This is a genomic window from Acinetobacter sp. BIGb0102, assembly GCF_003815055.1.
In the GTDB taxonomy this organism is placed as follows: Bacteria; Pseudomonadota; Gammaproteobacteria; order Pseudomonadales; family Moraxellaceae; genus Acinetobacter; species Acinetobacter vivianii.
In genome coordinates, this window is record NZ_RKQE01000010.1 from 611,198 (window position 1) to 623,993 (window position 12,796).

14 protein-coding genes are annotated in these 12,796 nt (G+C 40.5%); 6 read left to right on the forward strand and 8 right to left on the reverse strand.

Translation table 11 applies throughout. The features are described 5' to 3' along the window. Positions 1 to 15 precede the first annotated feature (15 nt). The 7 genes from EC846_RS05590 to EC846_RS05620 all read right to left on the reverse strand — a co-directional run bounded on the left by EC846_RS05590 (position 16) and on the right by EC846_RS05620 (position 5,784). Positions 16 to 630, reverse strand: coding sequence for a hypothetical protein (locus tag EC846_RS05590; RefSeq protein WP_228200662.1), 615 nt, complete (start codon positions 628 to 630; stop codon positions 16 to 18). A gap of 39 nt (positions 631 to 669) precedes the next feature. Further along, positions 670 to 1,398: a hypothetical protein gene (locus tag EC846_RS05595; protein ID WP_123774484.1), complete on the reverse strand. Its 729-nt coding sequence runs from the start codon at positions 1,396 to 1,398 to the stop codon at positions 670 to 672. Positions 1,399 to 1,455: 57 nt separating this feature from the next. Further along, positions 1,456 to 1,974 carry a DUF4124 domain-containing protein gene (locus EC846_RS05600; protein WP_123774485.1) on the reverse strand — a complete coding sequence of 173 codons (519 nt, stop codon included), beginning with the start codon at positions 1,972 to 1,974 and terminating at the stop codon, positions 1,456 to 1,458. 82 nt (positions 1,975 to 2,056) lie between these two features. Further along, complete coding sequence (locus EC846_RS05605) at positions 2,057 to 3,085, reverse strand: alpha/beta hydrolase (protein ID WP_004771884.1); 1,029 nt, start codon at positions 3,083 to 3,085, stop codon at positions 2,057 to 2,059. Then, complete coding sequence (locus EC846_RS05610; RefSeq protein ID WP_123774486.1) at positions 3,085 to 4,218, reverse strand: YdcF family protein; 1,134 nt, start codon at positions 4,216 to 4,218, stop codon at positions 3,085 to 3,087. The genes EC846_RS05605 and EC846_RS05610 overlap by 1 nt, the downstream gene beginning before the upstream one ends. An 8-nt stretch (positions 4,219 to 4,226) precedes the next feature. Further along, positions 4,227 to 5,261 (reverse strand): UDP-N-acetylmuramate dehydrogenase, encoded by a 1,035-nt coding sequence (gene murB / locus EC846_RS05615; protein ID WP_123774487.1) that lies wholly within the window; start codon positions 5,259 to 5,261, stop codon positions 4,227 to 4,229. Positions 5,262 to 5,274: 13 nt separating this feature from the next. Then, positions 5,275 to 5,784: a low molecular weight protein-tyrosine-phosphatase gene (locus EC846_RS05620; protein WP_123774488.1), complete on the reverse strand. Its 510-nt coding sequence runs from the start codon at positions 5,782 to 5,784 to the stop codon at positions 5,275 to 5,277. Positions 5,785 to 6,215: 431 nt separating this feature from the next. On the opposite strand from EC846_RS05620, the gene EC846_RS05625 reads away from it, so the two are divergent. The 6 genes from EC846_RS05625 to EC846_RS05650 all read left to right on the forward strand — a co-directional run bounded on the left by EC846_RS05625 (position 6,216) and on the right by EC846_RS05650 (position 10,416). Then, complete coding sequence (locus EC846_RS05625) at positions 6,216 to 6,764, forward strand: PAAR domain-containing protein (protein WP_123774489.1); 549 nt, start codon at positions 6,216 to 6,218, stop codon at positions 6,762 to 6,764. A gap of 3 nt (positions 6,765 to 6,767) precedes the next feature. After that, a complete protein-coding gene (locus EC846_RS05630) occupies positions 6,768 to 7,460 on the forward strand; it encodes a hypothetical protein (RefSeq protein WP_123774490.1) in 693 nt (230 codons plus the stop codon). A 70-nt stretch (positions 7,461 to 7,530) separates the two neighbouring features. Further along, on the forward strand, positions 7,531 to 7,899 hold the full coding sequence (locus tag EC846_RS05635) for a hypothetical protein (RefSeq protein ID WP_123774491.1): 369 nt from the start codon (positions 7,531 to 7,533) through the stop codon (positions 7,897 to 7,899). 220 nt (positions 7,900 to 8,119) lie between these two features. After that, positions 8,120 to 8,371: a PAAR domain-containing protein gene (locus tag EC846_RS05640; RefSeq protein WP_004771876.1), complete on the forward strand. Its 252-nt coding sequence runs from the start codon at positions 8,120 to 8,122 to the stop codon at positions 8,369 to 8,371. Between the two features lie 444 nt (positions 8,372 to 8,815). Continuing rightward, positions 8,816 to 9,976: an iron-containing alcohol dehydrogenase gene (locus tag EC846_RS05645; RefSeq protein ID WP_123774492.1), complete on the forward strand. Its 1,161-nt coding sequence runs from the start codon at positions 8,816 to 8,818 to the stop codon at positions 9,974 to 9,976. After that, complete coding sequence (locus EC846_RS05650) at positions 9,973 to 10,416, forward strand: acyl-CoA thioesterase (RefSeq protein WP_123774493.1); 444 nt, start codon at positions 9,973 to 9,975, stop codon at positions 10,414 to 10,416. Before EC846_RS05645 ends, EC846_RS05650 begins: the two co-directional genes overlap by 4 nt. Before the next feature lie 50 nt (positions 10,417 to 10,466). Here the strand turns inward: EC846_RS05650 and dnaX are convergent, their stop codons facing one another. Continuing rightward, a complete protein-coding gene (dnaX, locus tag EC846_RS05655) occupies positions 10,467 to 12,599 on the reverse strand; it encodes a DNA polymerase III subunit gamma/tau (RefSeq protein ID WP_123774494.1) in 2,133 nt (710 codons plus the stop codon). Between the last annotated feature and the right edge of the window lie 197 nt (positions 12,600 to 12,796).

Here is a 12,796-nt window from a genome sequence, read left to right on the forward strand (position 1 = left end):
TTGTATAAAAATCAATTAGCGGCTAATTAAGCGATAAATGGCAAAAATTGCAATCATCAGAATCAACAAGAATTTCAGATAAGATGTCCAATTGTACTGTGAGCCCTTACCCTGCCAGATTTGTACTTCTACAGACTGAAATTGAATATTTGTGGCTTCCATCAATTCAGCATGAACGGCATAATTTATCCCATTATTCGACTCACTCACTGAAAATGGATCTGAACTAATCACCAGCAAGATGGGTTCATTTGCCTCATAATCATGCCGATCATTGCTCTGAAATACTTCAGGATGATAGCCATTCGAGGTCTCAGTTTGAACACCTCCCATCCACTTCAACTCGGTTTCACCAGACTGTAGGGTTACACCTTTCACAACAAGCACAAAACGATAAGGATTTTTTGTTGCATCCGCCTGAAAGCTAATTCCCACATTTGGTCGTTGAAAAGTGTCCTTCGGTTTATCAATGACGGCCTTATTTAAAGCCTGAATCTCACTCGAAGTTAACAGGATCGAATTCACCAGATTTTCGCCATATTCTCCAGCTTTGGGCTCATGTTTCACCTGACCGCATGCAATTAAAATGATACTTACACCCACCATGAATACAGCTCGAAACCAATTCATTCTGACTTTGAGATGAGAATTTTTACTAAATCCTTTCATTTAAAAAACACTCACTGCAATATGATGATCTAGCATCCAGCGAATCACAGGACCTTGCTGTTCCACAGGCAAAGATAAAATGTATTCAAAAGTTCGTATAACGACTTCACACTGTTTATTTTTGTCCTGCGCAGTTTCACCCGCATTGATCAAGTCCGCATCAGCCTCATAATCCTGTCTTAACTTTTCTGCAATCTGAATCCACGCTGGCGGAGCTTGCATGCGGTCTACCACTGAATGCGTACCTTGATGAGTTAAAATATAATCAAGCGCAGCAGCGGTCTGTTGTTGCGTGGCGACACTCAGCAAATTTCTTCGTTCATCTATCGTTGTTTTAGCATAGAGAGGAAATGCGATCGGGAAACAATTGCCTTTGCGTTTGGCATCATAAAGTTGCTGTAAATAGGCTTTTGCCCATAAACGTTGTCCTTCGTCATCTGCTTGCTTCTCAACAATCTCTCGAAGCTTCCACCACAAAGTACTGCTGACGGCAGCAAGCATTTCTTCGGGTTGAACTACAGCATTGGCCGTTTGCTGAATGCTTTCGTAGTCTTTAAAAGCATGTTGCTTCAGCGGTTGTAGCAAAATAATCTGATCCAGAAGGTTCTGACGTTGTTCAACTGGATTGTTCTGTACAGCTTGCCCAGAAGTTAACTCGTGCTCTGAGCAACGATTTAACAAAAAGAAAACTGTGAAAATAGCCCCAATTACAATAAATGCTGCTCTCATTGCGCATTTCCTTGTTATTTTAATATTTGAAAATGAATAACTTAAGATAACCCATGTTTAACGTTTAAATGAACAGGTGGAACTGGTCTGGGTCACCAAAGTATTGGTAGATGCATTGCAACTTAAATAAATACCACCATCTTCAGTGCAGACTCTTGCTGCATAAAGCTGACTATTATTTTCTAGCAATTGCGCTGGACGATCTGTATAACGGGCGAATCTCTGCAAAGCCTGAATGCGCTGTTTACATTGGCTGAACTCAAGTATGGTTTTTTGAAATTCAGATCTAGAAGTCACAGTTCTCGTTTTGTTGCTTGCCAAATCCTGTGTATAAGCATTTTTCTCATGCATAATGGCTTGCTGCCGTTGTTGCTCCATCTTACGGCAATCACCCGTAAAACCATCAGCAACCGAACCTGTACAAGCCGTTTTTTGGCTGGATTGAATCGCACATGGCCGACTTTGATAGGTTGTACCCTGATTGGTTACACATTTATATAGCTCTTCTGCACAAACTGGAAAAGCAGTACAGAGCAGAATAAAGACACAAAAACCCCTTAATGTACCTTTTTTCATTATTTCCCCGAATATCTAATGCATTGATATTTTTTATAATATTCGGGATTCTATCACTTAAGTAATGGCTAAAAAAGTAAAATCAGTAGTAATAATGGTTAGGTTTCGCATGTAAAAATGCTGGAATCAGACCAGTCAGCGCCGCACGAATATCCGCACGCTCATTAATCAATTGGTGTGAGCCTTCTTCTAACATCAGCAAAGTCTGTAATCGAAACTTCCGACGAATATATTCAATGTTATAACGCCAATCCACAGTTTGATCGAGTGCGCCCTGCGCTAACCAGACTGGAATACGGCAAGCTGGGCGTTGTTCCATTTCAAGCATCCACTTCGACATCGCCAGAATCCAGTCCATCCCCATCATCCGAGGCTGCAAAGGATCGGTTAAGCGGATAAAACGCAGAAACTCGGGATTATGATTATTACGACGGAAATGTCGCGGTACTTGACTCTTAATACGGCGGATAATGCCCAGCCCGACCGAGTTATGCCACCATGCCGTTTTTGCCGGTCGAATCAACGGTGAGAGCAATAAGACCCGATCCACAATCGGATCTTCGCGGCGTTCAGCAAATTCGAGTAAATGATGCATCCAGATGGCACCACCCGTACTTTGCCCAATTCCCAACCACGGTTTTGGTAATTGCTTGGCACCACGAACTGCATCATAAACAGCATGTAAGACTTGCTGATAATGATCAAAATTCTGAATACTCGCAGGTGAGCCATTACTGAGACCATGTCCAGGAAGATCATAGGTCACAATACTAAATCCCTGATCCAGAATTTCCTTGATAATGGGTTGATAAATACCACTATGTTCTAGATAACCATGTAATAAGCACACGGTACCCTGAATCTTTTGCTGTTTCGGCTGGAAGACCTGCACATGCAAACGGAACAAAGGCATTTCGACATAACCTTGCCAATGCTCACAATCCAGCAAATTTAAACCATAGAGTTTGCGATAGGCCTGTAACGGTTTTGATGGTTCGACTATCGCTGATAGATCCAACGGTTCCAGTACCTGTGGTGTAGTTTCACGATTTGGAACAGGTAAATCCAGTTGTTTTAGAATTGTCGGATTTAAAAAAGGAATATTGGACATTATGGTATCTCTCGACAATCACTTGAACCAATCAACATATCACGAATTGTTGCCAGCATTTCGTAGTTTGCACGGCGACTGTGGTCATAGTTTTGTTCGCTAGGACGCCAGTCTGTCAAAGTGGTTGGCATAGGTGCAATGACAGGAACCGTTTCAATACCGCTTAAGGCAAATAAACGGCGGGTACGAGGCATGTGATATTCATCGGTAATGAGGATCACCGTTGGCGCCCCACCTTTCTTTTGTAGCAATAAAGAGCTGAATCTGGTGTTTTCACAGGTATTCATACTTCTATTTTCAAGGAGTTTTGCCTCTATGCCACGCTCTTTTAACCACGCCTGCATATAAGGCGCTTCAACACCACTCAACACGATAGGCAAAGCATATTTTTTCTCGACCTGAAGCGTTTTTTCCAAACGCAAACGGGTATAATTGTTTACCACGATATCTTTACCATTTGCACCCAGCGTTAAACCGCCGCCCAGCACAACAATGGCATTTGGCTGAGAAATATTTTGTGGCTCAGGTGCGCCATCTTTATTCTTTTTCAGCTCAATCAGATCTTTATTGGTCTCGTCTTTATCATCTTCATTGACAGGTAAGTCGATTGGATAAGTTTCTAAAAAAGCAATATATTTACCCATCAAAGCCTGATTATCTGGTGTATTCCACTGCAGAAAATCTAATGGCGTTGTAATGGTAACTGCTGAACTTGCCTGATCCTGATCAGCTCGCTCACCCATCAACGGAATATTCGGTTGCTTCTTTTCTTCGGCACTTTCTTTTTCCTGCTCTTCAACAATCAGCTCTTGCAGTAATTTATAACGTGCCTGAATCAGTCTTAAATCTTCAGATTTCTCTGACTGAAAGGATCTTTCCATCAGCTTGAGATAAGCCTGTCGTGCAATCCACAGATTCGAACCGGGTTCTAAAGTCTCGTGCTCACTCAAAGCTGCGGGTTTTTGGCTTTGTGCTGCGACTTCATTCACATCTACAGGCACAAAGCGGTTGAGCCCTTTAACCACCAGTTGTGAATAAAAAGGTGAATATAAAAAAAGTACAAAACAGCCCAATAGCACAAATAATATGGTAATTATTCGTACTAAACTGACCATCCAATGCACTTTAGCCATAAATCTCCTCATCCACTATGCGCTTGAATCAAACCGTGTTCACTATATAACACAGGTTCAGGTTCGAGCTGAATACTAAACTTTTGTTTTACATCACTTTGTACAGCCTGATAGGTATTTTTTACATCCGTCAGTGCTGCATCGGCATAATTGACCAAAACCAAAGCCTGCTTGTGAAACATGCCAACTGGCCCTAATTGCTTACCTTTCCAGCCCGTTTGGTCAATCAACCAGCCTGCTGCCACTTTAACATTGCTATTCGGCTGTGGATAATGCGGTATGTTAGGAAATTGTTGAGTAATTTTGTCAAATTCAGCTTGAGACAAGATCGGGTTCTTGAAAAAACTTCCAACATTCGGGAATTCTTTCGGATCTGGTAACTTGCTTTGACGAATACGGATGACCTGATTTTGCAAATTTTCTGCGTTAAGCTCATCGCCCACTGCTTGCTTTAAGTCACCATAATTCAATCTGAGATCCGCTTTTTTCAGCAGTTTAAAAGTGACACTCACGATGATGTAACGATCTGGATCATCTTTGAAAATACTGTGACGATAAGCAAAATGACAAGCTTGAGCTGGAATGGAGTCAAACTGTTTCAATTTACGGTCGTAAACCTGAACAGAATCAATAAACTCTCCTGCTTCGACACCATAAGCACCAATATTTTGTACTGGAGAAGCACCCACCAAACCTGGGATCAAAGCCAGATTTTGTAAACCGAACCACTGCTGCTGGGTGCTGTATAAAACAAAGTCGTGCCAGACTTGACCTGCACCGACCTTAACAGTCACCGTATCCGCATCCTGAGTAACAACATCAATGCCCTGAATATTTAAATGAACAATCAAAGCCTGTATTTGCTGAGGCAATAACACATTACTACCGCCAGACAATACCAATACATTGAGTTGATGCTGTTCAGCAAAATCCAGCACTGCAATCACATCATTTGGCTGATTGATCTGAACATAATGTGAAGCAATAGCATTAAGATTTAATGTATTTAAACGTTTAAGCGAAACCTGCTCTTGTACTTGCATGTTAAATTAAATCCTATGACCCTGCTGTTATCTGCTTTTTAAAAATATCGACCCATGCTTTACTGCTTGATTCACACTGATCCAGCACACGATCAAAACCATCTGCGCCACCATAATAAGGATCTGGAACAGCTTGCTGCTTGAATTGAAGATCATGCTCACTCATCAAGGCGATTTTTGCCCGAATCTGCGCTGCACCAAATTGCTGAGACGCTTTTTGCATGAGTGCCTGAATATCATCTAAGTTTTCATGATCCATTGCCAAAATCAGGTCGAACTCAACAAAATCATTCAGGTTAATTTGTCTTGCACGCAATGCAGACAAATCATAACCACGCTGCGTCGCATGTTGCTGACTGCGTGCATCAGGCGCCTTGTTGGGATGATAGTTACTGGTTCCAGCTGAATCGACAAGCACGTCCAAGCCATGTGCATCACAATAATGTCTGAGAATTGCCTCTGCGGTTGGAGATCGGCAAATATTGCCTAAACAGACACATAACACTTTATATTGTGTTTTCATTACAAAAAAATTCCAACCATTTAAATGTTGAGGAGATAAAAATATTGCCTGCAAAATTCCAGCAAACAAAGGCACCGTACGTAAAACTCATTATGCATGAATTGACCATTGTGACATCCCGTATTTTGTCAAAAATTGCTTTGATTTGAAAGGAAATCGTGTTGATCATTATTGAAAATTCTTTATGAATATGTACTTTTTTGGAATTAAGGATGGTCGCTGTTACCCTTACACCTCGAAGTCCTACCTAACGACTAAATTTAGATAAGTCTACATTCGCGAACCTGCTAAGCACATAGTTAAGGCAATAAACTTTTATTTAACATGTCTTGCTAATATTTAATTATTTTTTAAAAAAACTAAACAGTCTAGTCTGTATATGTACTGTTATTATCCCCTCACAATAATTAAACAGAGGGTAAAAACTAACGATGGCGACACCTTATATTGTAGTCGGCTGCCCCACAACTGGCGGCGGGCAAGTTATATCAGGCAACAGCATGTTCCTCATCGAAGGCATTCCAATCGCTTGTGTTGGTGATAAAGCTACATGTCCGAAGCATAAAACGGTTGCAACGATTATCTCTGGCGATCCGTGCATGCAAATCTTTGGTAAAGCCGCTGCAAGAGTCAATGACTCACTTTCATGTGGCTGTAAGTTACTACCAAAACAGAGCCTTGTTGTACAAGATAACGGCTCCTCAGCAGGCGCAAGCCAAGCTAAATCTAGTGCTGTAGTAGTGCAGAATAATCTTGTTGCCCAGAGTGATGATTACGGCGTGAAGTTTCTTTTACTAGATGAGCAAACAGGCGCACCACTAATCGAGCAGTACTTCAAGTTGGTTACATCTGATGGAAAACTACTTGAAGGATTTACCAATGAAACTGGACATACAGAGATGGTAGAAACAGGCAAAGAGGCTAAAGAAGTGGACTTAACCACTTTTGACCTATCCCAACCATTACCTGAATGGAAATAAGTAATGACTACACCACATGATAGAAATGTTTACCCAGATTCAATGGCAGATTTCCCTGCAGAACAAAAAGTTTGTGTCATTACAGAGCCGTTGTGTAATCAATACATAAAAGAGCGTAATTATTATTTAGCGCGACCTTATAACTTTATGCTTGGATTAGAGCACTGGGAAGAAGTTGCACAAAACAGCATAGAAATGTTGATGGCCGTTCGTTTTGGAATGGAATATGATGTTAATACGTTCCCAAATGGTTTTATGTTAGATACCGCATTTCATACTCAAATGTACATCAAATTTCATAACTACGTACTCAAACACTCATTAAAAGAGATTCCCAAAATTGTTGGTGAATTTCAACAAACCGCTTTCAAAGTAAGATTTTTAAGCACATTTGCTGTTAATGATTTACGTGAATTAAGAAATTTAGGCCCATTTGCACAAGGTAAAGGTGCTGTAAAAGCACTAAATGATCTAAAGAAAACTGTCAGTAAATTGAATGTGGCAAATGCTACTGTTGATTTAGAGGAATTAACTAAAAACGGTGGACCACTTCATATCAATAGAAATATGTTTAAACGTATATTTAAAAAAGATTTTAACTCAGGAATGGTGCAGATTTTACGTAATGAAGGCATATACAGAGGTGACCCAACTAATGTTCAGTACTCAGAATTTGATAAAAAATTTAATCGTTAGTTTTCTAAGCATAAGCATCCTTACAGCTTGTTCTAGCTCTTTAACAAACCAAGAAACCAGGGAAGCACTAATGATTAGTAACTCAGGTGCAATAAAAATGCTTTTAGTAGATTCTGACGTTTATCAAAAGGCTACAGATAGAGAGTTAGATGCTGTCACTTGGGAACTATTAAAATCAACAAAAATGAAATTGGATATTTTACGTGGTCTTGAAGAAACAATTGGAGGTTCATATAAAATTGAAGATAATTTATCCGCCGGTAAAATGAATCAACTCTGCGTAATTAATAACTTCATGCTTAAACATAGGAAAGAATTTCCTTCTACGATAGATACATCAGGTATTTATAGTTGGATAGATCAAAAGCAGATCGTCTATAAAAAAGCGTTAACTGCATCTTTAGGCGATAAAAGAATGAAAAATGATTGTAGATCCTAATTCTACTTAAGTGTAATAAAATGCCAATCCTCAAAATTGGCATTTTTAAATTTATAAATTTTTATCAATTTAAATTGTACAACCTAAGTTATTTACCCACTTGTCAAAGGATTGATTAGAAGAAATATTAAATAAATATTTTAGACTGACTGGTCAATAGACAGAACTGTCTTTATTTAATAAAATAGCACGGTAAATCGCTGCCGTGAGTAAATTTTATATGCCAACTCGATATATCGTTGTAGGGTGTCCCACAACTGGTGGTGGTAAAGTCATAACAGGCAATCGTAATTTTTTAGTCAACGGTCAAGCAATTGCATGTATCGGAGATGAAGCAACCTGTCCGAAGCATACTGGTGTTTCGATCATCATCACAGGTGACTCTACAACTCAGCTTGGCGGCAGATCAGTGGCACGTATTCATGACTCACTTTCTTGTGGATGTAAGTTACTTCAGCCAGAAGAAGCCTAAGCTGCGTCCTAAGTCTTTGATCAATATCCTCCATTTTATGGTTAAAGGATATAAAGCTATCTATCACTTTAAGAATATTCACTCATCAATAATCTTCCAGCGGCGGGCTTCCCTTTTACCTGCTTAGAACTGCAATATTTTCCAATAATAAAAATAACTGGCGACTCAAACGATGTATTCGAAGTATTTAAGGCTCGGGATATGTTCAGAGTAAAATTTACATGGAACATCAAAAAGTTTTAAGCACAAGAAAAAACAAGATTCATTATTATTTTCAATAATTTAAACAACAAACCACCTAAATGCTTATACATTACTGGGAATGGTATTAACAGCTCAAAATTACACTTTTCAAGCGCATCTTATGTTAATTTATTTGAGCAATGACCTATAGTCACACGATAAGAAATATAGTATTTATGATGAAAAAATAAGGATGTATGTATGAACCCGTTTCAATTTCAAACCGTTCCCAACATCATTGCGGGTCTAGGTTCTATACAAGAACTTAAAAATATTTTAACTCAACATAATTATCATAAAGTCCTGATCGTGACCGATGCAGGCATGATTCAGCATCAGTTGCATCAGCCGATTCTTGATATTTTACAAGAGATTGATTTGGCACATATCATCTATTCAGATATTCAGGCTGATCCGCCCGAACATATCGTTTTAGAAGCCGTAGATTTTGCCAAGCAAGAAAAGATTGATGTCATCCTAGGCTTTGGCGGCGGCAGTTCAATGGATGTTGCCAAAATCATTGCTTTGCTTGCACACCCAGAGCAGCAACAGCAGCTCAGTGAAATCTATGGTATCAATCAAGCCAAAGCACCACGTTTACCACTTATCTTGATACCAACCACCGCAGGTACAGGCTCTGAAGTTACCCCGATCTCGATTGTCACCACAGGTGCAACCACCAAAATGGGCGTGGTCTCTCCGATCCTCTATGCTGATGTCGCCATTTTAGATGCAACTTTTACACAGGGACTTCCTGCACATATCACGGCGGCCACAGGTATAGATGCAATGGTTCATGCCATTGAAGCTTATACCTCGAATATTAAAAAGAACTTTTATGCCGATATGCTGGCGAAAAATGCGCTGAAATTACTGAATCATAATCTGGCTAAAGTTCTCAAGAATGGTGCTGATCTGGAAGCGCGCCAGAATATGTTAGTTGGTTCAATGTTGGCAGGTCAGGCGTTTGCCAATGCACCAGTAGGTGCTGTACATGCACTCGCCTATCCACTTGGTGGACATTTCCATCTATCACACGGACATACCAATGCATTGGTACTGGTCGAGGTATTAAAATTTAATGCACCCAAAGCCAAACAGCATTATGCAGAATTAATGCAACTCTTAGATCCACGAAGTACAGGCTGTACAGATGGCTTATGTGATTTGTTTATTGATCATATGCAGAATCATCTGGATCAAAGTGGCCTGACTCTAAAATTAAAAGATCTGGATGTTCCAGAGGCCAAGCTTGCTCAACTGGCTAAAGATGCCATGCTGCAAACCCGACTCTTGCAAAACAATCCAAGAGAAATGACTGAACAAGAAGCTTTACAGATTTATCAGGCGATTTATGCATGAGTAAACCCATTTTAAAAACACGAGCACAATTTAAATTCTTTTTTCCGATCCAGACCCGTTGGGCTGATAATGATATCTATGGTCATGTCAACAATGTGACCTACTATAGTTATTTCGATACAGCCGCCAATTCATTGTTGATTCAAAAAACTGGTTTTGACATTCACAACAGTGAAGTTATAGGTCTGGTGGTCGATTCAGCATGTAGCTTTCTACAGGAACTTTCATTCCCCGAAATGGTTGAGGTTGGTGTAGCGATAGGAAAAATTGGCAACTCATCGCTTAGATATGAGCTGGCAATTTTTAAACAAGGTCAGACCCAAGCAGCGGCACAAGGGCATTTTGTGCATGTATTTGTTGATCGTGAACATCGAAAAAGTACTGCTATTCCTCCAGCAATGCGGGAAGTTCTTGAACAGTATTTGCTGCCGAGTGAATAAAGTTAATATAAAAAAGGCAAAGCCATTAAGCTTTGCCTTTTTATTAACACTTAAGGTTTCAATTGAATATTATGCAATTCTGCATCGAAGGTTTCGACCAAGCTCTTGATGGTCGGTTCCTGATGTAGCAATTCGACGGCACGATTAAATGCTTTTTGCTTACGTTGATTCTGCATCAACAACGGCGTGTTTGAATCCACCGCACCATATTGCACATTAAAATGCGTTTGAGGCCATTGCGCTTTTAAAGCATCTTCCAAACCATGTTGTAACTGTGACAGCATGCCTTCATATTCCTGAGGAATCAGGAAGATAGATGCGCCATTGATCTGGCCTTGCATAATGCCATGTTGTGCCAACTCTTGCACCGCAGGCGAAAGCTGGCTGGTTCTAAACCAGTATTCCCATTTTTCCAGATTCCATTCACCTTCCAAGCTCTGCTCACGCAACTTAAGAATATCTTGCGGCATTAAATTGCCCAAATCTTCTTGAGTAGAAGCAACCGCATTGGCTGGTAACTCAACAGCGATTTCCGCCACTGGTTCATCGATAACAGTAACAGCTTGTTCTGTCGCCATCACAGGCTGTGACTCTAGAGACAACTCATCTACTGGCGACGCTGTTTCAGTATTCTCTTCAACTGGGAAAATCAGAACGTCTTCCGAATCTGTAATACTCGATTGAACAATGTCTGTCTGTGCTGAAGTTTCCAGTCCGATCAACTGACCTGCTTCTGCATCAAACACCATCAAATTGCTATCTGAATTTTGCGCAACAGGTTCAGGTTCAGGTTCAGGTTCAGGTTCAGGTTCAGGTTCAGGTTCAGGTTCAGGTTCAGGTTCAGGTTCAGGTTCAGGTTCAGGTTCAGGTTCAGGTTCAGGTTCAGGTTCAGGTTCAGGTTCAGGTTCAGGTTCAGGTTCAGGTTCAGGTTCAGGTTCAGGTTCAGGTTCAGGTTCAGGTTCAGGTTCAGGTTCAACACTAACTGCTTCTTGCTGAACCGCAAGCTGATTTTCTGTATTTAAATTTTGTACTGGTTGCTGAACTGCTGGTGCTGCAATCTGGGTAACTGGCGTTGCACTTACAGTGACTTCATTTAAGCTCATCGGTCTAAACGCAAGCAAGCGTAATACCGTCATTTCAAAGCCTTGCTCTTGCGTCACCGCAAGTTGTAGCTCAGCACGCCCTTTGCAGGCAATTTGATAATAAAGCTGTAAGTCCTGAGCAGAAATTGACTTCGAAAGTTGCAAAATTTTCTGATTAATTTCTTCACTATATTTCAGTGCAAGATCTGGTAAATATTGCAATAAAGCCAGCTCATGTAAGGTTGAAACTAGTTGATCCAGAACCAGAGACACATCGAGAGCTTGCTGTCTAAATTGCAACAATAACTGACTCACGCGTGCTTGCTGATTTTGATGAATTGCCAAAATCAGGTCATAAATAATAGTTCGGTCAATCAGGCCCAACATATCTTTGACATCTTGATGATGTACGGCGCCCTGACCATAGGCAATCGCCTGATCTGTTAATGACAATGCATCACGTAAAGAGCCTTGTGCAGACTCGGCAATCTGCCAAATCGCATCCTGATCCGCTTCAATATGTTCTTTATTTAAAATCGCGGTTAAATGTTCCGTGATTTCATCGACGGCCAAAGGACGCAAGGTAAATTGCAAGCAGCGCGAGATGACGGTAATCGGTAATTTTTGTGGGTCTGTGGTCGCAAACAGGAATTTGACATGTTCAGGCGGCTCTTCCAAAGTCTTTAACAAAGCATTGAATGAATGCGTTGAAAGCATGTGTACTTCATCGATCAGGTAGACTTTGAAACGACCTTGAGTTGGTGCATAAGGAACATTGTCGAGTAACTCACGGGTATCTTCTACTTTGGTCCGTGATGCCGCATCGATTTCGATCAAGTCGATAAAGCGGCCTTCATTCACCGCCTTACATGTAGTACATACTTCACACGGCGTCGACGTTACACCTGTTTCACAGTTTAAGCATTTGGCTAAAATACGGGCAATTGTAGTTTTACCAACGCCACGCGTACCCGTAAACAAGTATGCATGGTGCAAACGGCCGCGTTCCAGTGCGCTGGTTAAAGCACGAGAAACATGGTTTTGCCCCACTAACTCATTGAAATTACGTGGACGGTATTTTCTTGCCAGTACTTGATACATGTATGCTCCTTTTCGCCTGTTAAGCATACTGTTTTTTTGAAAGACTGTGAACGAATACGCGTCCAATTGATCAAGATTAAGTACATTCTTTAATTTTTAAGGCTGTTTTCTAGCGTTTCTCTTGGTTTTATACAAGACTTGCACCAACATTCAACTCAAGGGACAATACACACCAATTTAAATGTTGTTGGTTTCAT